This is a genomic window from Streptomyces sp. NPDC048211 (assembly GCF_043202315.1).
Taxonomy (GTDB): Bacteria; Actinomycetota; Actinomycetes; order Streptomycetales; family Streptomycetaceae; genus Streptomyces.
In genome coordinates this window covers 354,747-379,444 of sequence record NZ_JBIDAD010000002.1, presented here as the reverse complement: position 1 = coordinate 379,444, position 24,698 = coordinate 354,747, and the positions used below count along the sequence as shown (strand labels likewise).

Genomic DNA, 24,698 nt, shown 5'->3' with positions numbered 1-24,698 from the left:
CGGACCTCACCGGTGGTGTCGGGGGCGGGTGTGCCGGGCCCCTCCGGCGTGGGAGGGCCGGACGCGGCTCCGGGCGCTGCCGACCCTACCCGGCGGCGGTTCGCGGTCCGGGGACCTCGCGGACAGCGGTTCGCGACGTCGGACGACCGGGCTGTCCGGCGTCGGGTGATCGAGGTGTCGGTTTCGGCGCCGAACGCCGTGATCTACGCTGCGGGGCGGTACGCCCGATGCACCGAGGAGTCGTCCAGATGAGAGTCGGATCCGCACGCGCCGGCGCGGCCCGCTGGGTGGCCGCGCACGCCCGCCGCACCCCCGGCTACCGGGGGGCCTACTTCAGCGGGTCCACCGTCGGCCGGCCGGATGACGCCGAGCTGGCGCCCTCCTCCGACGTGGACGTCATGATCGTCACGGAGGAGGACGATCCGCCCCTCAAGCCCGGCAAACTCCGTTACGAGGGCGCCCTGTTGGAGATCAGTCTCGTGCCGTGGGCCGAACTGCGCGATCCGGAGACGGTGCTCACCTCGTACCACCTGGCGGGCAGCTTCCGCACGGACACTGTCATCGACGACCCGACCGGCGCGCTGCGCACCCTGCACGCGGCCGTCGCGCCCCGGTTCGCCGGGCGGGACGCGGTGCGCGGCCGGTGCCTGGACGCCCGGCACCGCGTCGAGAGCCGGCTGGCCGCGCTCGACACCGGCGCCCCCTTCCACGAACAGGTGACGGCGTGGATGTTCCCCACCGGGGTCACCACGCATGTGCCGCTCGTCGCCGCGCTGCGCAACCCGACCGTCCGGCTGCGCTACCTGGCCGCGCGCGACGTCCTCGACGCGTACGGGCAGCCCGAGCTCTACCGGGAGCTGCTGGAACTCCTGGGCTGCGCCGATGTGTCCCCCGGTGTGGTCCGCCGCCATGTCGGCGAGCTGACCCGGACCTTCGACGCGACGGTCCCGGTGGCCCGCACACCGTTCTTCTTCAGCAGCGACCTCACCGCGCAGGCGCGGCCCATCGCGGTCGACGGCAGCCGGGAACTCCTGGAGCGGGGCGAGCACCGTGAGGCCGTCTTCTGGGTCATCGCGACGCTCGCCCGCTGCCACACGGTGCTGGCGGCCGACGCCCCCGCACTGCACGCCGCGCGCCTGCCGGCGTTCCGGGAGGCGGTCGCCGACCTCACCGGGATCGCGTCGCCCGGTGACCTGACGGTCCGGCGGGCGGAGGTCCTGCGGTTCCTGCCCCGGCTCTGGGCGGCCACCGAGTCCGTCATGGCGGCCAACCCGGAGATCACCACCGGCTGAGGGCTGTTCCGCCGAAGTCCCTGTCGAACTTCAGCCGGGTAACGGTCGTCCGAGAAGGTGGCCGTGACGGCCCCGTAGTCGGGCGGTCCGTCGATCCGGTGGCGGTGTGGACGCGTGCTCCGTGGCGGGATCCGCCGTAGGCGTACGGACTGAGGAGGGCGATGTACGGGTACGGGTCCTTCCGCCGCCGGCCGCGCGACGGCACGGCACGCCGTCGCGCGGGATCAACCGGCCGGTGAGTCCTCCGGGATCGAGAGGCTCAGCCCCTCGGTCAGCCAGGCGTGGGCCGCTGTCATGTTCAGCGAGCGCCCGCCGGTGACGGTGTCCAGCAGGCCCCAGTAGCGTCGCAGACGTGGGTCGAAGCCCGACGACCTGGAGACCAGCACGTGCAGGAAGCGGCGGAAGGCCGGGGTGTCCGACTCCCTTCGAGCCCGCGCGTGGGCGGACACGAAGGCGTTGACCGCCTCCCCGGGGCCGGGCGGCAGCCCCTCCTTCACAGCGGCGGCCGTCAGGGCGGCCGCCTCGTCTATCTCGCCGTAGAAGGCGGGCGCGTCCCGCATCTCCTCCTCGTGGTCCCCCGTCCAACGCGTGAAACCGGGCGTGGAGACCAGGACATGGATCTCGGCGTACGCCAGCGCCGCGGCGGGGCCGGGGTCGGGCGGGGGCTCGGGCGACAGCATGGCGACCATGAGGTCGAGCCGCCGCTTGGGCATGTCCGCGGGCAGCTCGCGGTACCAGTGCTCGGTGAGGTCCCGCCGCGCCTGCGGAAGCCGCTGCACCCGGGCGAGGATCTCCAGGCGGCGCAGCCGCTCGCCGTCCGCGCAGTCACCGAGGGCGCGAAGCGTCGCCTGCCGCCATCGCAGCTGCACCAACTGAGCCTGTACGGATCCGAGTTCGGTGTCCACGAGATCACCGAGCCCCTGCTCACCGCTCACGACACGCGCGATGGTCGCGATCGGGGTGTCCAGCGCCCGCAAGCGTCTGATGAGCGCGATCCGCTCCCACGCCGCAGGGCCGTAGCGCCGGTGGCCTCCGCTGCTGCGCTCCGCGACCGGCAGCAGACCGCTGTCCGAGTAGTAGCGCAGCGTCTTCACCGCGACGCCCGTCCCGGCGGCGAGTTCACCGATGCTCCATGTGCGGTGCGTCACAGACCCTTGAACCTCCAGTGCGCGGGAGCTTCTAGCGTACTGAGCACCGGCCGCTTCCGGCCCGGCCCGTCGAGACACTGTCGAGATACTGGAGTGCCTATGTCCTGGATCCCACCACCACGCCCGCGCCGGCGGGGCAGCCTGCGGGCGCACAGCCTCCGACTGCTGCGCGTGGCCGTCCTGTTCGCCGTCGCGGCCGTGTCCGTCACGACGGCGGCCGCGGTACCTCCGCGCGCCGGAGGATCTCGTACGGAAGCTGTCGTACGGACCGATCACGGCCTGGTCCGTGGTGCCGCCCACGGCTCGTACATCACCTTCGACGGCATTCCCTACGCCGCGCCTCCCACCGGCCGGCTGCGCTGGCGGGCGCCCGCACCGGCGCCCGCATGGCGGGGAGTGCGGGATGCCACGGCTCCGGCCCCGCGCTGCGTACAGATGCCGATGCCCGGTACGGACGGCGTGAGCGGATCCGAGGACTGCCTCTACCTCAACGTCACCGCGCCGTCCGCGCGGCCGCCCGCCGGTGAACGGCGCCCGGTACTGGTGTGGTTGCACGGCGGGGCGTTCCTCGGTGGGTCCGGAGACGACTACGGGGCCGAGCAGTTGGCCGTGCGCGGTGACAGCCTCGTCGTCACGGTCAACTACCGTCTCGGCGTGTTCGGTTACTTCGGCCATCCGGCCCTGGGCTCCGCTCCGCCGTTCGGCCTCGCCGACCAGCAGGCGGCGTTGCGCTGGGTACGGGCGAACGCGGAGCGCTTCGGCGGCGACCCCGGCGCCGTCACGCTGTTCGGCGAGTCCGCCGGCGCCCTGAGCGTCTGCGCGCACCTCACCTCCCCGGGCGCGGCCGGGCTCTTCCGGCGGGCGGTGCTGCAGAGCGGTTCCTGTCTCATGTCGTTCCCGCCCGGCGCCCTCGGCCCCGGAACACCGGCCTACGAGCCCTTCGCCGCCGAACGCGACGTCCAGGACAGCGGGGAGCTGGCCGCGAGACAGCTGGGCTGCGCGGCGGACGATGACGCCCGGGTACTGGCCTGCCTGCGCGGGCAGAGCACGGAACGCCTCGCCACCGCGCAACTGATGCAGTCCTTCAACCGCCCCGCCTTCGGCAACCCACTGCTGCCCGCGGCGCCGGGCAGGGCCCTGGCCTCCGGCCGCTTCCACCGGGTTCCGCTCGTCCAGGGCACCAACCACGACGAGATGCGGATGTTCGTCGGCCAGTCACTCGCCGCGTACCCCATCCGGACCGAGGCGGACTACCGCGCCCGCCTCGACGACGCCTTCGGCCCGGCCGCGGCCGACGTGGCCGCGCGCTACCCGGCGGCGGGCTACCCGACCCCGGCGCTGGCCTGGTCCGCCGCGCTGACCGACCGTTCCCTGGCCTGCACCACACTGGAGGCGGGGCGCGAGATCGCCACGAAAGCGCCTCGGCTCCCGCTCTACGGCTACGAGTTCGACGATCCGGGCGCCCCTGTCCTCACCGGCCTGCCGGCGCATCCCGATCTCCCCTACGGGTCGGCCCACGGCTTCGAACTGCCCTATCTCTTCTCCTCCGTACCGACCGAACGGTCCCTGACGGACGCGCAGCGCGTTTTGTCGGACCGGATGATCGGCTACTGGTCGTCCTTCGCCCGCACCGGGAACCCGAACACTCCCGGCGCTCCGCGCTGGCCGGCCCTGGGGACCACGGGCCCCGTACTGTCGCTGGCCCCCGGACCCGGGGCGATCCGCCTCGGCGACACGTACGAGGCGCACCACTGCGCCTTCTGGAACGGTGTGCCGGGCTGATTCCCACTGTCGGCGCCGGTTCCCGTTCACGTACGCCGACCGGGCCCGCTCCTCCCGTCGGAAGGTGCCGCCGTCCGGCTCGCCCCGCACGGCAAGCACGGTGACCACCTCCCGCACATCCTTCAGGGCGCACTGCCGTCGCGGCGTGCGCTCTGATAATTTGCCCGCATGTTCCTTCCTCGTGCGTAGGGCCCCGCACCGCCCGCACCCGTTGCCCGGGTGCGGCACTCCGGTGTCCCCGCATGCCCGCAGCGCCGGGTCTCCGCACTGCCCTCACGAGGAATGTCATCGTGTTCACGTCTTCTTCCGCGCCCTCGCGCGCGCCTTCCTACGCCGCCGTGCTCCGGACCCCGCACGCCGTGCGCCCCTTCGCCGCCGCGCTGCTGGGGCGGCTCTCCTACGGCGTCGCCCCCCTCTCCCTCCTGCTCGCGCTCAAGGACGCCACGGGTTCGTACTCCGTGGCCGGCGGCTCCATGGCCCTGTTCGGGGCCGCGAGCGTCTGCCTCTCCCCGGCCCGCGCCGCGCTGGTCGACCGGTACGGACCGCGCCGGACCCTTCCGCCCATGGCGGGGCTGTACGCCGCCCTGCTCGCCGTCATCGCCCTGGCCACCTGGCACCGCGGCGCCCCGGCGCTCCTGCTGGGCGGGCTCACCACCGCGGCGGGCGCCTGCACCCCGCCGCTCGGCCCGGTCATGCGGGCGGTGTGGAGCAGTCTCGTCCCGGACCGGGAGCTGTTGCAGCGCGCGTACAGCCTGGACGGCGTCGCGGAGGAACTGACGTACGTCACGGCCCCGTTGCTGGTGGGGATCGTCGTGACGCACACCGAGCCGGCGGCCGGTGTCCTGGCCGGTGCGGTGCTCGTGTTCGTGGGGGCGTCGGCGCTGGTGTCGTCGCCCGCGGTGGCCCGCGCGCACACGGCCCGGCAGCCGGACGCCACCCCCGGTGCGCCCCGGCCGCGGTTGCACGGCATCGTCGCGCTGCGGCACGCGGTGCTGGTGACGGCCGCCGTGGGACTCTGCCTCGGGGCACTCGACCTGCTGGTGGTGGCGTTCACCGAGCGGCTCCATCAGGCGGCGGCCGTGTCCTGGGTGCTGGCCGCGCTCTCGGCCGGGAGCGCCGTCGGCGGTCTGGCCTACGGGGCGGTGCGGTGGAGGTCGGCCGCCCGGGTGCGGCTGCCGGTGGTCGCCGCCGCGCTGGGTGCGGCGCTGCTGGCGGCCGGGCTCTCACGGGATCTGTACGTGCTCGCCGCGCTGGTCGCGGCGGCGGGGCTGTTCGTCGCTCCGGCGCTCACGACCGCGTATCTGATCGCCGACGAGTCCGTCGACGCCGGCCGTCGGACGCAGGCGGGCGCCTGGGTCAATACGGCGTTCAACGCGGGGTCCTCGGGCGGCACCGCCGTGATCGGGCTGCTCGTCGACCGGTTGCCGCTCGCCCTGTGCTTCGCCCTGGCGGCCGCCCCGGCGCTGGTGTGTGCGGCGACGGTGACGCACCTCCGTTCCCGCCGGTCCCGGACCGCCGACACGGGGGCAGCGGGCACCGGGGCGGCGAGCAGGGACGCGGTCGGCGGAGCATGATCGCGCCACCGTCCGCTCTCAGGGCGGGAGGGGCCTCGCCACTGCCCGAGGCCCCTCCGGATTCTCTGTGCGTGGCACAGATCAACAGGTGAGCCAGGACTCCCAGACCCGGGTCAGCTCCGCCTCGACAGCCGGGGCGACCGTGTCCAGCAGCCGCACCTGCGCCCCCGGGCCCGCCAGTTCGGCACGGTAGGGGTGCGGTCCGGCGGGGCTCGCACCGAGTGCGGTGACGGCGCCGATGACGCGGTGGGGGCCGAGGATTCCGGGCAGTCGGCGCACGTCCGGGTCGGTCAGGTCGAGGTCCTCCACGAGGAGTTCACGCCCGTCGTACGTCACCCGGGTCGTGGCCCGCAGACTCCCGCCCCGTTCACCGGAGCGGCCGAGGACCAGGGTGTCGCGCCACAGCATCCGGGCCCCCGCGGCCAGCCGCGCATCCATCTCGCGTACGACGTCCGCCCCGTCCGAGACCACGAACGGCAGTCCGTGCCAGAGGAGTTCACCGCCCTCGGCGATGTCGACGCGGGCCCGCCAGCGGGAGCTGCCGCCCCGGTGGTCGTAGGCGACGAGACCGGCCGGTTCGACCAGCTCCAGGCGCGCGCCCGGGCCGACCGTGATCCGCAGCCCCAGGTCGTCACCGGCCAGCAGCCCGGCCCGGGTGCCGACCAGGGCCACGCGTATCCGGTCCTCCGCCGGCATCAGGGGCCGTGGGGCGAGGAATGCGCCGGGCCGCAGCTCGCGCGCCAGGTGGCGGCCGGAGGCGTCACGCTCGACGCCGACGACGACCGGCTCGTTCACGAGTGGCTGTGGGGCGCCATGGGGCCCGGGTCCGTGGGCACATGGGAGCCCGCGCGGTGACGGGCGAGCAAGGACCGTACCCAGTCGGCGAGTGCGGCGACGGAGGCCGGGTCCTTCCTGGACAGGGCGAGCACGGGAAGTCCGCCGCGGGCCGCTTCGGCGTCGGCGACCATCGCGGCCACGTCCACCTCCACATAGGGCGCGAGGTCGGTCTTGTTGATGATCAGGAGGTCGGCGCCGGTGATGCCGGGGCCGCCCTTGCGGGCCACGTCGCCGCCGCCCGCGACATCGATGGAGAAGAGCTGCGCGTCGGCGAGGGCCGGGCTGAAGGTGGCGGTGAGGTTGTCGCCGCCGCTCTCGATGAGGACCAGGTCCAGCGGCCCGTACGCCTCCTCCAGGTCCTCGACGGCGTCCAGGTTGGCACTGACGTCGTCGCGGATCGCGGTGTGCGGGCAGGCCCCGGTCTCGACCGCGCGGATGCGTTCCGTGGGCAGGACGCCCGCCGAGCGCAGGAAGCGGGCGTCCTCGTCGGTGTAGATGTCGTTGGTGACGACCGCCATGGACAGTTCACCGGCGAGCTCACGGCACAGGGTGGCCAGGATGGAGCTCTTTCCGGTGCCGACCGGTCCTGCGACGCCCAGGCGCAGGGCGCGCGGCTGGTTGAGCGGCTCGTGGAAGTGGGGGTTCGGCTGCGGGGCGTGGGTGGTGTCGCTGTCAGGCAAGGAAGAGTCTCCGTTCGCGTCGTGCGTGTTCGAGCGCCCACTGTTCGGTGAGCGGGGCGGTACGGGCGGGCAGCCGGTCCGGGCTCCGCACGGCGAGGGCGGCGGTCACCGCCCGCGCCGCGTCGGGCTCGGCGGCGAGGATGTGGGCGACCGAGTCGAGCGGGTCGCCCGGCAGCAGCTTCAGGGCGGCGGAAACGACGGTCTGGAGCTCGTCGTAGACGACCGCGTGCACCAGTTCGGCCTCGGTGACCTCGAGTACGGCTCCGAGGGCGCCGAGCGTGACCGGCCGCAGGGGCCGGGTGCTCAGGGCGGCCAGCGCGGTGACCGCCGGGTGGTCCGGGGCCAGCCGACGGGCCAGCCGGTGCACGCCCCGGCCGAGCGTCTTCGACGCCTCGCGCTGAGGTGCGGCGGGCGTCCGGGCGGCGAGGGCCCGCTGTACGGGTCCGTAGTCGACGCGGTCCTGTCCGGCGGCCCGCAGGGCGAGGACGGCGGCGGCCGCCTCGGTCACGGCGGTGGTGTGCAGCCGGGCCTTCAGGAGTGCGGGGATCCGGTCGCGGGTGAGGCCGGCCTCGACGGCGGGTTCGAGTCCCGCGCTGTAGGTGTACGCGCCGACCGGAAGCCGTCCGTCGGCGAGCAGCAGGGAGGCGAAGGAGGTCATCAGAACATGGAGTACCGCTGGGTCAGCGGCAGTTCGGTGGCGGGTGACGGTTCGACGAGCTCTCCGTCGATACGGATGGCGAAGGTCTCCGGGTCGACCTCGATGACCGGGAGGGCGGTGTTGTTCGGCAGGTCGGCCTTGGTGAGGTGGCGGGTGGGGCGCACGGCGACCAGTTCGCGTACGAGACCGAGCCGTTCGGCGAGTCCGTCGTCCAGGGCGGCCGGGGAGACGAAGCCGACCGAGAGGTGTGCGGCCGCTCCGGCGGCGGCGGTGGGACGCAGCAGTACGGGCTGGGTGGTGGGGATCGCCGCGTTGGCGTCACCGAGGGGGGCGCACACCACCATGCCGCCCTTGATGACGGCGGCGGGGCGGATACCGAAGAACGCCGGGTCCCAGAGCACCAGGTCGGCGAGCTTGCCCGGCTCGACGGAGCCGATGACGTGGTCGATGCCGTGGGCGACCGCGGGGCAGATCGTGTACTTGGCGACGTAGCGGCGGGCGCGTTCGTTGTCGGCGGGCAGGGCGCTGCCGCGGTCCCCGAAGCGCTGCTTCATGACGTGGGCGACCTGCCAGGTGCGGCAGATGACCTCGCCGATGCGGCCCATGGCCTGGGCGTCGGAGGAGGTGATGGAGAGGGCGCCGATGTCGTGGAGGACGTCCTCGGCCGCGATGGTGGTGGCGCGGATGCGGGACTCGGCGAAGGCGAGGTCCTCGGGCACCCGGGGGTTGAGGTGGTGACAGACCATCAGCATGTCGAGGTGTTCGTCGACGGTGTTGACGGTGTGCGGGAGCGTCGGGTTGGTGGACGCCGGCAGGATGTGGGGGTGGGAGGCCACGGTGATGATGTCGGGTGCGTGCCCGCCGCCGGCGCCCTCTGCGTGGAAGACGTGGATGGAGCGGCCCGCGATGGCGTCGAGCGTCCCCTCGACGTAGCCGGCCTCGTTGAGGCTGTCGCCGTGCAGGGCGACCTGGAGCCCGTAGGTGTCGGCGGCCTTCAGCGCCGCGTCGATGGCGGCGGGTGTGGCACCCCAGTCCTCGTGGACCTTGTAGCCGCCCGCCCCGCCGAGCGCCGCCTCGCGCAGGGCATCTTCGCCGACGGTGGAGCCCTTGGCGAACAGCATGACGTTGAGCGGGACGTGCTCCAGGGACCGGAACATCATCGCGAGGTTCCATGCGCCGGGGGTGACCGTGGTGGCCTTGGATCCCTCGGTGGCCCCGGTGCCGCCGCCGATGACGGTCGTGGTGCCGGTGGCCAGGGCCTCGCGGAGGGTCTCCGGCATCAGGAAGTGGACGTGGGTGTCGACGGCCCCGGCGGTGAGGATGCGGCCCTCGCCGGAGACGACGTCGGTGCCGGGCCCGATCACGAGCTCCGGATGGACCCCGTCGGCGATGTCGGGGTTGCCGGAGCGGCCGAGTGCGACGATCCGCCCCGCCCGGATGCCGACGTCTGCCTTGACGACGCCCCAGTGGTCGAGGACCACGGCATTCGTGATGACCAGGTCGAGGGCGCCGTCGGCGCGCGAGGTGGTGGCCTGCGCCATGGATTCGCGGATGGACTTGCCGCCGCCGAAGACGGCCTCCTCGCCGCCGAAGCAGCGGTCCTCCTCGACCTCGATCCAGAGGTCGGTGTCGGCGAGCCGGATGCGGTCGCCGGTGGTGGGTCCGTAGAGCGACGCATAGGCGGCGCGGGTCAGTTGTGCCATGTCACACGGCCTCCTCTGCCGGGGGGTCCGCCCGGGGTGCGGCGCTGACGACGATGCCGGGCACCGTCCCGCGTCCGCCGAGCGCGACGAGCGTGATCTCCGCACCGACGCCGGGCTCGAAGCGCAGCGACGTGCCGGAGGGAATATCGAGCCGGAATCCTCTCGCCGACAAACGGTCGAAGGAAAGAGCGGGATTGGCGTCGAAGAAATGGAAATGAGATCCCACCTGAATGGGGCGGTCTCCGTCGTTCACCACGGTGAGCTGAATTTTCGGGCGGTCGGAATTAACGTGCAGCACGCCGGATCCGGTCCGGATCTCGCCGGGGATCACGGAATCGGCGAGATGATCGTGACAAGCTTGCGCCCGTCGGGGAAGGTCGCCTCGACCTGGACGTCGCGCAGCATCTCCGGGACGCCTTCGAGCACGTCAGCACGGGTGAGAACGGAACGCCCCGCAGTCATGAGGTCGGCGACGCGAGCCCCTTCACGGGCCCGCTCCATCGCCCAGCAGGCGAGCAGCGCGACCGCCTCGGGATAGTTGAGACGTACGCCCCGCTCCCGCCGGTCACGGGCGACCATTCCGGCCACACTCAGCAGCAATTTCTCCGTGTCGGACGGAGTGAGAAACATGGGAAACCTCCATGGCGGCAGTCCCCGGAATTCCCGGAATCGCCTCGGCCACCCTCCTCTTATAAGCCCCCGGGTCACGCCGTGGCAACTTGCGGCGCACCGCAAAAAGTCCCTTTCTGGCGTTATCGCCTGCCATATACGGGCAAAGCAGGCACATTTTGGTCGCTCTGAAGACAGCAGGAAGGCGGCCGCGCACCTCGGGACCGGGGTGCGCGACCGCCTCAAGCGGACCTCTCAGCAGGTCACTTCAGGCCGAAGGCCCGGATGATCTCCTGGTCCACCGCGAGACCGTCGCCGCCCTCGGCGTGCACCTTGAGCGACACGGCGGTGGCGCCCTTCTTCGGGGTCTTGAACCGGGCGGTCCAGGAACCGGCCGAGTCCTTCTTCAGCTGCACCGCGCTCCAGGTCTTCCCGTCGTCGTAGCTGACCGACAGCGAGGCCTTCGTCGCCTTCACGGCGCCCTCCAGCCACTCCTGTGTGGTGGACGACAGACCGATCTCGGTCCACTTCCCGGCCTTCACGTCACCGGCCAGGTCGGTCGCGACGTCGTAGTCCAGCTGAAGCATCGGAATGTCCACCTGGTACGGGCCCTCGGGATCGGGCGCGCCCGAGACGAACGACCACTCCGAGTGCGTGCGGACGGAGGTCTTCCAGATGTCCGCGTCACGCGAGGCGTCGAGCACCAGCCGATAGGGCAGCTTCTCGTCGGCCAGGTTCCCGACGTACCCGGCGCGGCCGGGGGCCTCGTCGAGCAGCGTGCCACCCTGGTAAACGGCGACCGTCCCGGTGTCGTACTCCTTGTCCGGCATGGAGCCCGAGTGCCCGGCGCCCCCGTCCGTCCACGGCGTGATGTTGTACTGGATGTCGCCGTACTGCGAGCGGTTGGGCCCCCAGTAGCCGGTGCCCAGGCGCGGGCGTACGACCGGTGCGAACCAGTCGGCGGGGTAGGTGCGGCCCGCCGTGTAGTCCAGCTCGGCGCTGCGCTCCTCCAGCGAGGTGTCGGTGCCGGCCTCGTTGTAGACGGCGTGGTCCTCGTACCAGAACGAGGCACCCGGCAGCGGCGTGACCCATTCGGTGCGGGTGGCGGGGTACTTCTCGTACTCGGCGAAGCCGATGCCGTAGCCGTAGTCCGGGATGTCGTAGCGGTAGCCGCCGCCGACGACGTCCCGGTGGCCGTAGTAGGTGTTCTCCACCTTCGCCAGCTGCCGGGTGGACGGGGCGAAGGCGAGCGAGCGGTCCGGGATCGTGCCGTCGTGGCGGTCGACCAGGTCGTACACGTAGGACGCGTACTTGTGCTGGTCGACGGTCAGCGGCCTGCCCCGCTGGGCGGCCTTCACCAGGCCCTCTCCCGCGAGGCGCTGGACGGAGGCGACGGGGATGGCCAGCGTGGTGCCGTAGTCCGCGTAGGACTCCATCAGGACGCCGTCGCCGCTGTTGACGACGAACAGTGCCTTCGCGCCGGCGGCGATCGCGGCCGCGGCCCGGTCGGCGGGTGCCACCGTGTCACTGCTGCGGATCACGACCGCCTTGCCCCTGGCGTCGAGGCCGGCGTAGTCGGCCGGGGCGCCGTTGCCCGCGAAGACGCTGCCGAGCCGCTGCCGGCTGTCCTCGGCGACGGACGAACCGCCCTGCACGGCCACCGGCACATCGCGGCCGTCGGCCGTCAGGTCGACCAGCTTCTCGCCCTGACGCCAGCGGGTCAGGAAGGAGAAGCTGCCCTGGGTGACCTTCTTGGTCGGGCTCGCCCACAGCTGGTCGTACGTCAGCGGGATCTGGTACGCGTCGCGCTGGACGGTGCCGTCCGGCGCGGTGCGCGCCATGTCGTAGCGCAATTGGCGGGTCTCGGTCTCCTCCGGCGTCTTCACGGCCACCTTGTGGGCCGCGGAGGCGTCGAGGGTGACGGTGGTGGACTTGTCGAGGATGATCTCGGGGGCCGCCAGGAAGGCGAGGGCCCGCGAGTCCGCGGTGTCGCCCTTGACGTCGGCGGCGGACCACGCGGTGTAGTTGCCCGGGGGCAGCCGCAGCGTGGTGCTGCCGGACACCTGGACGGGGCTCAGGTTCGCATCGCCGAGCGCGGCGAGGACGACGACGCCGTCCATCGGCTCGCCCGAGCGGTCGCGCAGCTCCAGCTTCAGGTCGTAGAGCTCCTGCTCCTTGGTGAGGGCGAACCCGGTGTGCGCGACGACGGCGCCCGAGGCGTCCTTCGCGATGACCTGCGCGGAGAACGTGGTGTTGACGGCGGCCTTCGACGGGTCGAGGGAGAGCACCGCCTCGGCGGTCGAACCGGCCGGGACGGTCAGCTGCTTCGCCGACAGCGTGTACGCCGCCGAGTCGCTGTCCGTCGCCAGGTCGAGGGTGACGTCCTCGGTGCCGCTGTTGCGGTAGGTGATCGTCCGCTCGGCGACCGGGTCGGACGGGCTGTGCGGCCAGTCGTAGGACGCGACCTCGACGGAGCCGGTGGCCTCGATCTTCGTGTCGATGGCGGCCTTCACGTCGAGGCGGCCGGTGCCCTGCTCGTACGGGGTGTAGGCGGGCAGCACCTTCGACGAGGTCATCAGCGCGTCCTTGATGCGCTGACCGGTCCAGTCGGGGTGACGCTCCTTCAGGATGGCGGCGGCGCCCGCGACGTGCGGGGTCGCCATCGACGTGCCGGACATCGACTGGTACATGCCCTCGATGCCCGGGACCGACTGCGAGGCGGCCGCGTTGATGTCGACGCCGGGCGCGGAGAGGTCCGGCTTCAGACCGTTGGAGCGGGTCAGCGGGCCCATGGAGGAGAAGTCGGCGCGGTTGTCCTGCTTGTCGACGGCGGCGATGGTGAGCGCCTTGTCGGCCGAGCCGGGCGAACCGATGGTGCCGGCGCCGTAGGCGTTGCCCGCGGCGATCACGAAGAGCGGACCGCCGTCCGCGGACAGGGTGTTGACGGCCTGGGACATCGGGTCGGAGCCGTCGTCCGGGATGCTGGAGCCGAGGCTCATGGAGACGACGTCGGCGCCTTCCGCCTTCGCCCACTCCATCGCCTCGATGATGCCGGAGTCGGCGCCCGAGCCCTCGTTGCTGAGCACCTTGCCGACGATCAGGTCCGCGGCCGGGGCGACGCCCTTGTTGACGCCGTCGGACGCGGCGCCGGAGCCCGCGATCGTGGAGGCCACGTGGGTGCCGTGGCCGTTCTTGTCGTCGACCTCCTCGCCCGGCACGAAGCTCCTGGACTCCAGGATGCGGTCCTTGACGTCCGGGTGGTCGGCGTCGATGCCGGTGTCCAGGACGGCGACCTTGATGCCCTTGCCGTCGTACCCCTCGGCCCACGCCTGCGGGGCGTTGATCTGCGGTACGGAGTCCTTGAGCGCCGCCTCGACGCGGCCGTCGAGCCACAGCTTCGCGATGCCGTCGTCCAGCGAACGGGCCGTGGGCGTCTTCGCGATGTCGTCCCAGAAGGCGCGCGCGGTGTCCTTGGCGGCCTTCAGCGCCGCGCCGTGGATGGAATCCAGCGCACGGACGGTCCGGCTTCCGCGCGGGGCGACGGGCAGCGAACGGGCCTTGCCCGCCGGGTAGGTGGCGATCAGCGGGATGCCGCCCGTGCTCTTGTCGTCGTAGCCCATCTTCGCGAGGGCGGTGACGTTGAAGAGGCGGCGGTCCACCGTGCCGGCGGCGATCAGGCTCGCCGCCTCGTCCGGCAGCACGTAGAGGTCGTCCCCGGCCTGCTGGACGTGGACCCCGCCCACGGCGCCTTCGGGGCGGTCCACGGTGACGGTGTCCTGCTTGCCCGCGCCGTCGGCGTAGTGGACGACGTCGCCGGTGACCAGGGTGATGTCGTACTGACGGACCGGGGCGGCGGGGCGGCCGGCGGACGGCGCGGTCCCCCCGGCGGCGGACGCGGAACCCGTGACGGGCAGCAGCGCACCGCTCACCAGGGCGACGGAGGTCGCTATGAGGAGGGCTCGGCGCCGCGCACGAGCGGGTCTCGCCCGGCCGGCGGCGGTGGAGGGAGTCGAAGTCATGCCCCTGATTTACCGGTTGGCGCACCGGTACGTCATCGACCACGGCTGGCGGGAAACCGCCGCGGCGGAGAACCGCCTGTTCCGGAACCCGGACGGGGCACCCGCCGTCAGGCCACGGAGGCGATGCGCCCGACCGGTGCCAGGGTGCCTGAGCGGTGGATCGGGGTGTGGGCGCCGGTCAGTGGGACACCGCTGCCCCCGCGCCGGTCGGCGACTATCTCGGCGGCGATCGACAGGGCCGTCTCCTCGGGCGTACGCGCCCCGAGGTCGAGCCCGATCGGTGAGTGCAGCCGGGCGAGCTCCGGTTCGGTGACGCCCGCGTCGCGCAGCCGGTCGTTGCGCTCCAGGTGGGTGCGGCGCGAGCCCATCGCGCCGACGTAGGCGACCGGAAGTCTCAGCGCCGCCTCCAGGAGCGGAATGTCGAACTTGGCGTCGTGCGTCAGGACGCACAGGACGGTGCGGGCGTCCACGCCGGTCGCGGCCAGGTAGCGGTGCGGCCAGTCGACGACCAGTTCGTCGGCGTCCGGGAAGCGGGCCTTCGTGGCGAAGACGGGGCGGGCGTCGCACACCGTGACGTGGTAGCCGAGGAACTTCCCGGCCCGCACCAGCGCGGAGGCGAAGTCGATGGCCCCGAACACGATCATCCGGGGCGGCGGGACGCTGGACTCCACGAGCAGGGTGAGCGGCTGTCCGCACTGCGAGCCGTCCGCGCCGATGGTGAGGGTTCCGGTACGGCCGGCGTCCAGCATGGCCCGGGTCTCGGCCGCCGCGGTGCGGTCCAGCTCGGGATGTCCGCCGAGCCCGCCCTCGTGACTGCCGTCGGGGTGGACCAGCAGGGGCCGGCCGAGGAGTTCGGCGGGGCCGTCGGTGATCCGGGCCACCGCCGCCGCCTCCCCCCGTGAGGCGGCGGCGAGCGCCGCGGCGAACACCGGGCGGGCGGGGTCGTCCGCCCTGACCGGGGTCACCAGGATGTCGATGACACCGCCGCAGGTCAGACCGACCGCGAAGGCGTCCTCGTCGCTGTAGCCGAACCGCTCCCGTACGGTCGTGCCGTCGTCGAGGGCCTGTTGGCACAGTTCGTACACCGCGCCCTCCACACACCCGCCGGAGACCGAGCCGATCGCCGTGCCGTCACGGTCGACGGCGAGCGCCGCACCCGGCTGCCGGGGCGCGCTGCCGCCGACGGCGACGACGGTGGCGACGGCGAAGTCGCGGCCCTGCGCGGCCCATCGGTCGAGCTCCTCGGCGATGTCCAGCATCTCGGTCTCCTTGGCGGATGGGTGGAGCGGCGGCGTCAGCTGACGCCGAGCCAGCTCTCGATCGGGTGCAGGGCGAAGTAGATGACGAAGATCACCGTCAGCCCCCACATGAAGGCGCCGACCTCACGGGCCCGGCCCTGGGCCGCCTTGATGGCGACGTAGCTGATGACGCCCGCGGCCACACCGGTGGTGATGGTGTACGTGAACGGCATCAGGACCACGGTCAGGAAGACAGGGATGGCGACGGAGCGGTCGCTCCAGTCCACGTGCCGGGCGTTCTGCATCATCATGGCGCCGATGACGACCAGGGCGGCGGACGCCACCTCGGCCGGCACGATCGCCGTGAGCGGGGTGAAGAAGAGGCAGGCGGCGAAGAAGAGTCCGGTGACGACGGAGGCGAGCCCGGTCCGGGCCCCCTCGCCGACGCCGGTCGCCGACTCGACGAAGACCGTCTGGCCGGAGCCCCCGGCGACGCCGCCGATCGCACCGCCCGCGCCGTCGATGAACAGCGCCTTGGACAGGCCGGGCATCCGGCCCCTGTCGTCGGCCAGCTTGGCCTCCGTACCGACACCGATGATGGTCGCCATCGCGTCGAAGAAGCCGGCCAGCACCAGGGTGAAGACGATGAAGCCGACGGTCATCGCGCCCACGTCGCCCCAGCCGCCGAACTCGACGTCCCCGAAGAGCGAGAAGTCGGGTGAGGAGACCGCGGAGCCCGTCAGCTCGGGCGGGCCGCTGCTCCAGATCTTCGGGTCGACGTCGGCGACCTTGTTGACGACGACGGCGACGACGGTACCGACGATGATGCCGATGAGGATCGCGCCGGGGATGTTGCGGGCCTGCAGCATGAAGATCAGCAGCAGGGTGACCGCGAAGACGAGGACGGGCCAGCCGGCGAGTTCACCGGTCGGGCCGAGGGAGACCGGGGTGGCCGTGCCCTTCTGGACGAAGCCGGCCTTGTAGAGGCCGATGAGGGCGATGAAGAGCCCGATGCCCATGGTGATGCCGTGCTTCAGCGGGAGCGGGATCGCGTTCATGATCAGCTCACGCAGACCGGTGACCACCAGGAGGCAGATCACCAGGCCGTACATCACGCACATGCCCATGGCCTGCGGCCATGTCATCTCCGGGGCGACCTGCGAGGACAGGACGCCGGAGACGCTGAGCCCCGCGGCGAGCGCGAGGGGGACCTTGCCGACGAATCCCATCAGCAGGGTGGTCGTCGCCGCCGCGAGCGCGGTGGCGGTGATCAGTCCGGGCTGGCTGAGGAGATTGCCGTCGACGTCCTTGCCGCCGAGGATCAGCGGGTTGAGCAGGAGGATGTATGCCATGGCCATGAAGGTCGTGACACCACCGCGCACTTCGGTCGCGACGGTCGATCCACGCTCGGATATGTGGAAGTACCGGTCGAGCCACGATCTGCCGGCGGGGACGCGCGAGCCGGAGCCCGCGTCCTCCGCGCCGGTCTTCGGTTCCACTGACTGCTGGGTCATGATGCCTGACTCCCAAGGTTCACAGGGGCACCCGCGATGGAGAATCGAAATGCGGGATTTGGGATGACTGCGCTGGCGGCACGACCCGGGGGACGGCCCGAGACGAACTGTTCATGCGGAGTGGAGAGAAACGGGTACTGCTGATGGAGAGCGTCAAGGGCCGCGAGCGGTGCGGAACTTGGGTTCTCCGGGCGGTGCGGGCGGAGGAAGTGTGACGTTCCCTGGAGCCGTGCACCGCCCGGAGAGCTGAGGGGAGCTCCGGTCAGGTGCCGGTGAGGTGCTCCGGGCGGACCGGGGTCCGGTTGAGCTCCAGCCCGGTCGCGTTCCGGATCGCCGCGAGGACGGCCGGGGTTGACGACAGGGTGGGGGCCTCGCCGACGCCACGGAGCCCGTACGGGGCGTGGTCGTCGGCCAGTTCGAGCACGTCGACCGGGATGGTCGGGGTGTCGAGGATGGTGGGCAGGAGGTAGTCCGTGAAGGACGGGTTGCGTACCTTCGCGGTCTTCGGGTCGACGATGATCTCCTCCATGACGGCGATGCCCATGCCCTGGAGGGTGCCGCCCTGGATCTGGCCGATGACGGAGAGCGGGTTGAGCGCCTTGCCGACGTCCTGGGCGCAGGCCAGTTCGATGACCTTGACCAGGCCCAGCTCGGTGTCGACCTCGACGACCGCCCGGTGCGCGGCGAAGGAGTACTGGACGTGGCCGTTGCCCTGTCCGGTCCGCAGGTCGAAGGCCTCGGTGGGCCGGTGGCGCCACTCCAGCTCGATGTCGACCGACTCGTCCTCCAGCACGTCGGCCAGGTCGGCGAGCACCTCGCCGCCGTCGGTGACGACCTTGCCGCCTTCCAGGAGGAGTTCGGCGGTGGCCCAGGCGGGGTGGTACGTGCCGAACTTGCGGCGGCCCATCTCCAGAACCTGCTCCCGGACGGCCTCGCAGGAGTTCTTCACGGCGCCGCCGGTGACGTACGTCTGCCGGGAGGCGGAGGTCGAACCCGCCGAGCCGACGCGGGTGTCGGCCGGGTGGATGGTGACCTGGGAGACGCCGAGTTCGGTACGCGCGATCTGGGCGTGGACGGTGACGCCGCCCTGACCGACCTCCGCCATGGCGGTGTGCACGGTCGCGACGGGTTCGCCGCCGATGACCTCCATGCGCACCCGGGCGGTGGAGTAGTCGTCGAAGCCCTCGGAGAAGCCGACGTTCTTCAGGCCGACCGCGTAGCCGACGCCGCGTACGACCCCTTCGCCGTGCGTGGTGTTGGAGAGTCCGCCGGGCAGCGCGCGGACATCCGCGTGCTCGCCGGCGCTCTCCCACTGGCGCTCCGGCGGCAGCGGCCTGGCCTTGACCCGGCGCAGCAGTTCGGCGACCGGGGCGGGCGAGTCGACCACCTGGCCGGTCGGCAGCAGGGTGCCCTGCTCCATGGCGTTGAGCTGCCTGAACTCGACGGGGTCCATGCCAAGTTCGGCGGCGACCTTGTCCATCTGCGCCTCGTAGGCGAAGCAGGCCTGGACGGCGCCGAAGCCGCGCATCGCCCCGCACGGCGGGTTGTTGGTGTAGAGGGCCAGCGCCTCGATGTCGACGTCCTCGATGACGTACGGGCCGACGGCGAGCGAGGAGGCGTTGCCGACGACGGCCGGGGAGGCGGAGGCGTAGGCCCCGCCGTCCAGCACGATGCGGCACTTCATGTGCGTCAGCTTGCCGTCACGGGTGGCGCCGTGCTCGTACCAGAGCTTGGCGGGGTGGCGGTGGACGTGCCCGAAGAAGGACTCGAAGCGGTTGTAGACGATCTTCACGGGCTTGCCGGTGCGCAGCGCCAGCAGGCAGGCGTGAATCTGCATCGACAGGTCCTCGCGGCCGCCGAACGCACCGCCGACGCCGGAGAGCGTCATCCGGACCTTGTCCTCGGGCAGCCCGAGGACGGGGGCGATCTGGCGGAGGTCCGAGTGCAGCCACTGGGTGGCGACGTACAGGTCGACGCCGCCGTCCTCGGACGGCACGGCCAGACCGGACTCGGGGCCGAGGAAGGCCTGGTCCTGCATGCCGAAGACGTACTCGCCGCTGACCACGACGTCGGCGCGGGCCTTCGCCGCCTCCGCGTCGCCGCGGACGATCGGCTGGCGGTGGACGATGTTGGGGTGCGGTACGTGCCCGATGTGGTGGTCGTCGCGGCCCTCGTGGACGAGGATCGCGTCGGGGGCGGTCGCGGAGGCCTCGTCGGTGATGACCGGGAGCTCGCGGTAGTCGATCCGGATCTTCGCCGCCGCACGGCGGGCCGTCTCCGGGTGGTCGGCGGCGACGAGCGCCACCGGCTCACCGTGGTGGCGGACCTTGCCGTGGGCGAGTACGGGGGTGTCCTGGATCTCCAGACCGTAGTTCTTCATCGCGGTCGGCAGGTCGTCGTAGGTGAGTACGGCGTAGACGCCGGAGGTGGCGAGCGCCTCGGAGGTGTCGATCGAGACGATCTCGGCGTGCGCGACGGTGGAGCGCAGGGTGTGGCCCCAGAGCATGTCCTCGTGCCACATGTCCGAGGAGTACGCGAACTCGCCGGTGACCTTCAGGATCCCGTCGGGGCGCAGCGTGGACTCGCCGATGCCGCCCTTGGTGCGGGTGCCCTGGTTGATATTGGTGGGGGAACCGGTAACGCCCATCGTCTAGACCGTTTCTTCCGCGCGGGCGGCCGCGAGGCGGACCGCGTCGAGGATCTTCTCGTAGCCGGTGCAGCGGCAGAGGTTGCCGGAGAGCGCCTCGCGGATGTCCGCGTCGGACGGCTCCGGGGTGCGCTCCAGCAGCTCGTCGGCGGCGACCAGCAGACCCGGGGTACAGAAGCCGCACTGGACGGCTCCGGCGTCGATGAACGCCTGCTGGATCGGGGACAGCTCTCCCGTGTCGCGGGTCTCCTCGGTGGACGGCTTGGCCTTCCACCGCTGCGCCTTGTCGACCGTGACACCGCAGGCGCCCGACGCGCAGCCGGTGCCCGGGTGGGCCTCGGAGCGGTGGGCGGCGAAGTCGGCGAGGCCTTCGACGGTGACGACGTCGCGGCCTTCGACCTGGCCGGCGGCCACCAGGCAGGAGCAGACCGGGACCCCGTCGAGGCGGACGGTGCAGGAGCCGCATTCGCCCTGCTCGCAGGCGTTCTTGGAACCGGGCAGGCCCATCCGCTCACGCAGGACGTACAGGAGGGACTCGCCCTCCCAGACGTCGTCGGCCTCGTGCCGGCGGCCGTTGACCGTGAAATTGACGCGCATGATCAGGCGGCTCCTTCGGTGCTGCGGCCGTTGCCGCGGTACGACTCCCAGGTCCAGCCGAGGGTCCGGCGGGCCATGATCCCGACCGCGTGGCGGCGATAGCTCGCGGTGCCGCGCACGTCGTCGATCGGGTTGCAGGCGGCCGCGGCGAGCGTGGCGAACTGCTTGGCGATGGAGGGGGTGATGATCGTGCGGCTGTCCCAGAACCCGCCCTCTTCCAGCGCGGCGTTCAGGAAGTCCTCCGCCTCCTTCGCCCGTACGGGTGTCGGGGCGGCGGATCCGATGCCGGTGCGGACCGTGCGGGTCTCGGGGTGCAGGGCCAGGCCGAAGGCGCAGACGGCGATGACCATCGCGTTGCGGGTGCCGACCTTCGAGTACTGCTGCGGCCCGTCGGCCGTCTTGATGTGCACGGCCCGGATCAGCTCGTCCGGCTCCAGGGCGTTGCGCTTGACGCCGGTGTAGAAGGCGTCGATCGGGATCATCCGGGTGCCGCGGACGGACTCGGCCTCGACCTCGGCGCCCGCGGCGAGCAGCGCCGGGTGGGCGTCTCCCGCGGGCGAGGCGGTGCCCAGGTTGCCGCCGACGCCGCCGCGGTTGCGGATCTGCGGCGAGGCGACGGTGTGCGAGGCGAGCGCCAGTCCGGGCAGCTCGGCGCGCAGGTGCTCCATGATGGCGCTGTACGAGACAGAGGCGCCGAGTCGTACGCTCTCCTGGCCCACCTCCCACTCGGACAGGTCACCGATGCGGTTCAGGTCCAGGAGGTACTCGGGCCGCCGGTGGTCGAAGTTGATCTCGACCATCACATCGGTGCCGCCCGCGATGGGCACAGCCGTAGGGTGCTCGGCCTTGGCGGCGAGCGCCTCCTCCCAGCTGGCGGGGCGAAGGAAGTCCATGAGTGGCTCTCTTCTTCTCAATCGGTCGTTCGCTGGGGCTGGGGACGGCCGGCCCTCGACTTGTTCATGTCTTGTTCACGCGGTGTGTGACCCAGTACACAAGCCCTGCTCCACCTGGTGCAGTCACCGAAACCATGAAGGAGTTGGCTGCTCTCCACGCTCGTCTTGTAGATTCGAACGAATGGCGGTGATCGGTGACCTCACCGCAATACCCAGTTTTCACCCGCACCAACGAATGAGATCGGCGGCGACGAGATGCGGCTGCGCGCACTGCTGGAGACCGACGCGCTGGGCCTGCGGCTGCTCGGCGGCGACGAGGAGCTGGACCGGTCGGTTCGCGGGGTGATGACCACCGACCTGCGGGACCCCAGCCGCTACCTCACGGGCGGCGAGCTGGTGCTGACCGGGCTGGCCTGGCACCGGGACGCGAAGGACTCGGAGCCGTTCGTACGGATCCTGTCGGGGGCCGGGGTCGCCGGGCTCGCGGCGGGCGAGGCGGAGCTCGGTGCCATTCCGGAGGATCTGATCGAGGCGTGCCGGCGCCACCGGCTGCCGCTCTTCGCCGTGAACGAGACCGTCGCGTTCGCAACGATCACCGAGTATGTCGTCCGCCAGGTGTCGGGCGAGCGGGCGGGCGACCTGGCCGCGGTGGTGGACCGGCACCGCAGGCTGATGACCTCGGGGCCGGCGGGCGGCGGACCCGAGGTGGTCCTCGATCTGCTCGGCTCCGATCTCGACCTGCACGCCTGGGTGCTCTCGCCCACCGGCCGGCAGATCGCGGGAGCGGGTGCGGCGCCGCTGTCCGGACCGGCCGGCGCGGAGCTGGCCGGACTGCATCTGGCCGCGGTGCGTTCCGGCCGCCGCGCCCCGCACCGGGCCACCGTCGACGGGGTGACGTATTCGCTCTTCCCGATCCGCAACAACGGCCGGGGCGCCGTGCCGGCCTCCCGCGATGTGCGGGAGTCGGTGCTCTCCGACTGGCTGCTGGCCGTCGAGGCGGACGCGGGCGACTGGCCGGCCGCCCGGCTCGACCTGCTCCAGGGCGTCACCCAGCTGATCGCGGTGGAACGGGACCGGCGCGACGCGGCCCGTACGGTGCGCCGCAGACTCGCCCAGGAGGTCCTGGAACTGGTCCAGGCCGGTGCGCCGCCGGCCGAGATCGCCGCCAGGCTGCGGGTCGCCGCCCCGGTCCTGCTGCCCGGACTCGGAAGTGCGCCGCACTGGCAGGTGGTGGTGGCCCGGGTCGAGTGGGACGAGCCGGACGCGCCCGGCGGCGCCGGTTCCGGCATCGCGGGCGGGCCGGTCGCCCAGGCGCTGCTGGAGGAGATCCTGGTCGACCCGGCGGTGGCCGGGCCGGATTCGGCGGACCGGATCGCGGTCGCCCACTCGGGTGACGAGGCCATCGCGCTCGTACCGCTGCCCGCCCTCGCCGACGCCCTGCCCGAAGCGGACGAGGCCGGTGCCGAGGCTTCGAAGAGCGACCCCGCGCTGCACGCCGACGCCGTGCTGGCCGCCGTGCGCGCCCCGCTCTCCGCGGGCCTCGCCGACGACGGGCGCCTGACACTGGGTGTCAGCGCCGCGGTGCACTCGGCCGAGGGACTGCGCGGCGCCCTGGAGGAGGCACGGCACGCCCGCCGGGTGGCGGCGGCCCGTCCGGGGCGGGTCTGCGCGGCCGGCCACCACGAGCTGGCCTCGCACGTCCTGCTGCTGCCGTTCGTCCCCGACGACGTGCGTCGCGCGTTCACCGCACGGCTGCTCGACCCGCTGCGCGATTACGACCGGCGCCACCGCGCGGAGCTGATCCCGACCCTGGAGGCGTTCCTGGACTGCGACGGTTCGTGGACCCGCTGCGCCGCCCGGCTGCACCTCCACGTCAACACGTTGCGCTACCGCGTCGGGCGAATCGAGCAGTTGACGGGGCGTGACCTTTCGCGGCTGGAGGACAAGCTCGATTTCTTCCTCGCCCTGCGTATGAGCTGACTTCCGGGGGTCGGGGCGGCGACCACCGGCTCCCGCCGATTGTGAAAAGTTTCACCTGACATTGCCTCGACCTCTTGGCCCGGCGTGCCATTCCGTGCTGTGATGCGGCCAGACTCAGAGCATCCGGCCCGGTGGCCGGACGCTCTCCACAGCTCGATGGCGCGCTCGGGGAGGGCAATGTGGCGCATACCGCCATGTCTGGTTCCGGAACGACAGCAGATGACGATCCGCCGCTCCAGACAGCGGTATGGCGGCTGCGGTCACGCGCCTGCTGGACGGACGCCGCGGCACTGCTCGAACACGACGCCGCCACCGACCCGGCGGCGGCCCTCCAGCGCACGGCGCTGCTGACCGAGCGGTGTCTGTACACCGGGCAGGGCTGGACGGACGCGGAGGACGCGCTGCGCACCGCTGAGGCGATGGCCCACGACGACGCCGAGCGCGGGGCCGCCGCCTGCGAGCGCGGCTACCTGGCCTACGCCTCCACCCTGCTCGGCGTCCGGGACCGGGCGGACGAGGCGCGGGTGGCGCTGAGCCGCGCCGCGGCGCTCCTGGCCCCGGCCGCCCCGGGCCGTCCGCTGCTCGACTTCCGGCGGGGTCTGATCGCACAGAACATCGCCGACTCGCCGCAGGCCGCGCGCGCCGCGTACCGCAGGGCCCATGCCGGCGCCACGGCCCAGGGGGACGCGCTGCTGCTCTCCTCCACCTGGCGCCATCTGGCCCTGATCGCCCTGCGCGAGGGCGAGTTGGCCGAGGCCAGGCACGGCTTCGCGGAATCCCTGCGGATAAGGGAGGAGCTGGGCTATCTGATCGGTACGGCCCCGGCCCTCATCGCGCTGGCGGACGCCGAGCCCGAGCCGGAGACCGCGACGCGGCTGCGCGCCGAGGCGGGCAGGCTGTTCCGGCTGCTCGGCGGTGTACCCACCTGGCTGGCGCCGCATCTGGACCCGCCGGGTCCGCAGACGGCCGAGGCGAACTGAGCGCGGGCCGGCCACGGCACCCGTCAGACACCGTCCTCCACCGGGTCGCCGGGCTTCCAGCCCGCGTCGCCCCACTCGGGGGTCGGCGTCGGACGCGGCGGAGCGGGCGGTGGGTTCGGACCCCGGTTCGGGTTCTGCGGCACCGAGGCGGCGGGCTTCCCGTGCTGCCCGCCGCCGTCGCGCCGGGGCGGCGTGACCGGGGATTTCACCGGTGCGGGCCGCCGCGTCGGCCGCACGGAGACGAGGGCCTCGGCGGAGACGGACGGGGCCACGGAGGCTGACCGGGTCACGGGGGCGGACGGGGTCGCGGAAGGTGCCGGTGCGGGCGCGGCGGAGTCCGGGGCCGTAGGCGTGGCGCTCGTGCTCGGCGACGGCGTCGCGGGAGCCGATGCTCCGGCGGGCCTGCCGTCCGCACCTCCGGAGCCGGAACAGCCCGCCACCGCCGATGTCAGCCCCAGCACCACCAGCAGCGCCGACGCCCCTCGTAGCCCTCGGTTCCGTGCCATCCCCGCCCCCTGGAAAACGATCATGCGATGAGGGGCACAGA

19 protein-coding genes are annotated in these 24,698 nt (G+C 72.4%); 5 read left to right on the top strand and 14 right to left on the bottom strand.

From position 1 onward, the window contains the following. Nucleotides 1-248: 248 nt before the first annotated feature. On the top strand, nucleotides 249-1,292 hold the full coding sequence (locus ACGFZA_RS08590; RefSeq protein ID WP_393678294.1) for a hypothetical protein: 1,044 nt from the start codon (nucleotides 249-251) through the stop codon (nucleotides 1,290-1,292). A 224-nt stretch (nucleotides 1,293-1,516) separates the two neighbouring features. Here the strand turns inward: ACGFZA_RS08590 and ACGFZA_RS08585 are convergent, their stop codons facing one another. After that, nucleotides 1,517-2,440 (bottom strand): MerR family transcriptional regulator, encoded by a 924-nt coding sequence (locus ACGFZA_RS08585; RefSeq protein ID WP_393678292.1) that lies wholly within the window; start codon nucleotides 2,438-2,440, stop codon nucleotides 1,517-1,519. 99 nt (nucleotides 2,441-2,539) lie between these two features. Between ACGFZA_RS08585 and ACGFZA_RS08580 the strand changes: the two genes are divergently transcribed. Together ACGFZA_RS08580 and ACGFZA_RS08575 are read left to right on the top strand one after the other, a co-directional pair. Continuing rightward, a complete protein-coding gene (locus ACGFZA_RS08580) occupies nucleotides 2,540-4,222 on the top strand; it encodes a carboxylesterase/lipase family protein (RefSeq protein ID WP_393678290.1) in 1,683 nt (560 codons plus the stop codon). 290 nt (nucleotides 4,223-4,512) lie between these two features. Next, entirely contained in the window at nucleotides 4,513-5,796 is a 1,284-nt protein-coding gene (locus ACGFZA_RS08575; RefSeq protein WP_393678288.1) for an MFS transporter, read from the top strand. A gap of 81 nt (nucleotides 5,797-5,877) precedes the next feature. Here ACGFZA_RS08575 and ACGFZA_RS08570 read toward each other — a convergent pair whose 3' ends face one another. The 12 genes from ACGFZA_RS08570 to ACGFZA_RS08515 form a co-directional block, all read right to left on the bottom strand. Next, nucleotides 5,878-6,591 (bottom strand): urease accessory protein UreD, encoded by a 714-nt coding sequence (locus tag ACGFZA_RS08570; protein WP_393678286.1) that lies wholly within the window; start codon nucleotides 6,589-6,591, stop codon nucleotides 5,878-5,880. Beyond that, nucleotides 6,588-7,238 (bottom strand): urease accessory protein UreG, encoded by a 651-nt coding sequence (gene ureG / locus ACGFZA_RS08565; RefSeq protein WP_385273412.1) that lies wholly within the window; start codon nucleotides 7,236-7,238, stop codon nucleotides 6,588-6,590. Before ureG ends, ACGFZA_RS08570 begins: the two co-directional genes overlap by 4 nt. Before the next feature lie 67 nt (nucleotides 7,239-7,305). Next, nucleotides 7,306-7,971: an urease accessory protein UreF gene (locus ACGFZA_RS08560; protein WP_393678284.1), complete on the bottom strand. Its 666-nt coding sequence runs from the start codon at nucleotides 7,969-7,971 to the stop codon at nucleotides 7,306-7,308. Further along, entirely contained in the window at nucleotides 7,971-9,674 is a 1,704-nt protein-coding gene (locus tag ACGFZA_RS08555; RefSeq protein WP_393678282.1) for an urease subunit alpha, read from the bottom strand. Before ACGFZA_RS08555 ends, ACGFZA_RS08560 begins: the two co-directional genes overlap by 1 nt. A 1-nt stretch (nucleotide 9,675) precedes the next feature. Further along, nucleotides 9,676-10,005: an urease subunit beta gene (locus ACGFZA_RS08550; RefSeq protein WP_385273264.1), complete on the bottom strand. Its 330-nt coding sequence runs from the start codon at nucleotides 10,003-10,005 to the stop codon at nucleotides 9,676-9,678. After that, the gene (locus tag ACGFZA_RS08545) at nucleotides 10,002-10,304 is read right to left on the bottom strand and encodes an urease subunit gamma (protein WP_393678279.1); all 303 of its coding nucleotides are present in this window, start codon (nucleotides 10,302-10,304) and stop codon (nucleotides 10,002-10,004) included. The genes ACGFZA_RS08550 and ACGFZA_RS08545 overlap by 4 nt, the downstream gene beginning before the upstream one ends. 242 nt (nucleotides 10,305-10,546) lie before the next feature. After that, nucleotides 10,547-14,302 carry a S8 family serine peptidase gene (locus tag ACGFZA_RS08540; protein ID WP_393678277.1) on the bottom strand — a complete coding sequence of 1,252 codons (3,756 nt, stop codon included), beginning with the start codon at nucleotides 14,300-14,302 and terminating at the stop codon, nucleotides 10,547-10,549. A 107-nt stretch (nucleotides 14,303-14,409) separates the two neighbouring features. Continuing rightward, nucleotides 14,410-15,561 (bottom strand): XdhC family protein, encoded by a 1,152-nt coding sequence (locus ACGFZA_RS08535; protein WP_393678275.1) that lies wholly within the window; start codon nucleotides 15,559-15,561, stop codon nucleotides 14,410-14,412. A gap of 35 nt (nucleotides 15,562-15,596) precedes the next feature. After that, the gene (locus ACGFZA_RS08530) at nucleotides 15,597-17,054 is read right to left on the bottom strand and encodes an NCS2 family permease (RefSeq protein ID WP_393678273.1); all 1,458 of its coding nucleotides are present in this window, start codon (nucleotides 17,052-17,054) and stop codon (nucleotides 15,597-15,599) included. A 262-nt stretch (nucleotides 17,055-17,316) separates the two neighbouring features. Continuing rightward, nucleotides 17,317-19,701 (bottom strand): xanthine dehydrogenase subunit D, encoded by a 2,385-nt coding sequence (pucD, locus tag ACGFZA_RS08525; RefSeq protein ID WP_385273277.1) that lies wholly within the window; start codon nucleotides 19,699-19,701, stop codon nucleotides 17,317-17,319. A gap of 3 nt (nucleotides 19,702-19,704) precedes the next feature. Beyond that, on the bottom strand, nucleotides 19,705-20,298 hold the full coding sequence (locus ACGFZA_RS08520) for a (2Fe-2S)-binding protein (RefSeq protein WP_385273280.1): 594 nt from the start codon (nucleotides 20,296-20,298) through the stop codon (nucleotides 19,705-19,707). A gap of 2 nt (nucleotides 20,299-20,300) precedes the next feature. Continuing rightward, nucleotides 20,301-21,191, bottom strand: a complete 891-nt coding sequence (locus ACGFZA_RS08515; RefSeq protein ID WP_393678270.1) for an FAD binding domain-containing protein — start codon at nucleotides 21,189-21,191, stop codon at nucleotides 20,301-20,303. Nucleotides 21,192-21,446: 255 nt separating this feature from the next. Between ACGFZA_RS08515 and ACGFZA_RS08510 the strand changes: the two genes are divergently transcribed. Continuing rightward, nucleotides 21,447-23,171, top strand: a complete 1,725-nt coding sequence (locus ACGFZA_RS08510) for a PucR family transcriptional regulator (protein ID WP_385273286.1) — start codon at nucleotides 21,447-21,449, stop codon at nucleotides 23,169-23,171. 194 nt (nucleotides 23,172-23,365) lie between these two features. Beyond that, nucleotides 23,366-24,151, top strand: a complete 786-nt coding sequence (locus ACGFZA_RS08505) for a hypothetical protein (RefSeq protein ID WP_385273289.1) — start codon at nucleotides 23,366-23,368, stop codon at nucleotides 24,149-24,151. 23 nt (nucleotides 24,152-24,174) lie between these two features. On the opposite strand, the gene ACGFZA_RS08500 is transcribed toward ACGFZA_RS08505, so the two are convergent. Next, complete coding sequence (locus ACGFZA_RS08500) at nucleotides 24,175-24,657, bottom strand: hypothetical protein (RefSeq protein ID WP_393678267.1); 483 nt, start codon at nucleotides 24,655-24,657, stop codon at nucleotides 24,175-24,177. Nucleotides 24,658-24,698: the final 41 nt, after the last annotated feature.

Coding starts and splice junctions, on each gene's coding strand:
- ACGFZA_RS08590 (WP_393678294.1), top strand. CDS start 249: ATGAGAGTCGGATCCGCACGCGCCGGCGCGGCCCGCTGGGTGGCCGCG.
- ACGFZA_RS08580 (WP_393678290.1), top strand. CDS start 2,540: ATGTCCTGGATCCCACCACCACGCCCGCGCCGGCGGGGCAGCCTGCGG.
- ACGFZA_RS08560 (WP_393678284.1), bottom strand. CDS start 7,971: ATGACCTCCTTCGCCTCCCTGCTGCTCGCCGACGGACGGCTTCCGGTC.
- ACGFZA_RS08555 (WP_393678282.1), bottom strand. CDS start 9,674: ATGGCACAACTGACCCGCGCCGCCTATGCGTCGCTCTACGGACCCACC.
- ACGFZA_RS08545 (WP_393678279.1), bottom strand. CDS start 10,304: ATGTTTCTCACTCCGTCCGACACGGAGAAATTGCTGCTGAGTGTGGCC.
- ACGFZA_RS08540 (WP_393678277.1), bottom strand. CDS start 14,302: ATGACTTCGACTCCCTCCACCGCCGCCGGCCGGGCGAGACCCGCTCGT.
- ACGFZA_RS08535 (WP_393678275.1), bottom strand. CDS start 15,561: ATGCTGGACATCGCCGAGGAGCTCGACCGATGGGCCGCGCAGGGCCGC.
- ACGFZA_RS08530 (WP_393678273.1), bottom strand. CDS start 17,054: ATGACCCAGCAGTCAGTGGAACCGAAGACCGGCGCGGAGGACGCGGGC.
- pucD (WP_385273277.1), bottom strand. CDS start 19,701: ATGGGCGTTACCGGTTCCCCCACCAATATCAACCAGGGCACCCGCACC.
- ACGFZA_RS08520 (WP_385273280.1), bottom strand. CDS start 20,298: ATGCGCGTCAATTTCACGGTCAACGGCCGCCGGCACGAGGCCGACGAC.
- ACGFZA_RS08515 (WP_393678270.1), bottom strand. CDS start 21,191: ATGGACTTCCTTCGCCCCGCCAGCTGGGAGGAGGCGCTCGCCGCCAAG.
- ACGFZA_RS08510 (WP_385273286.1), top strand. CDS start 21,447: ATGCGGCTGCGCGCACTGCTGGAGACCGACGCGCTGGGCCTGCGGCTG.
- ACGFZA_RS08505 (WP_385273289.1), top strand. CDS start 23,366: ATGTCTGGTTCCGGAACGACAGCAGATGACGATCCGCCGCTCCAGACA.
- ACGFZA_RS08500 (WP_393678267.1), bottom strand. CDS start 24,657: ATGGCACGGAACCGAGGGCTACGAGGGGCGTCGGCGCTGCTGGTGGTG.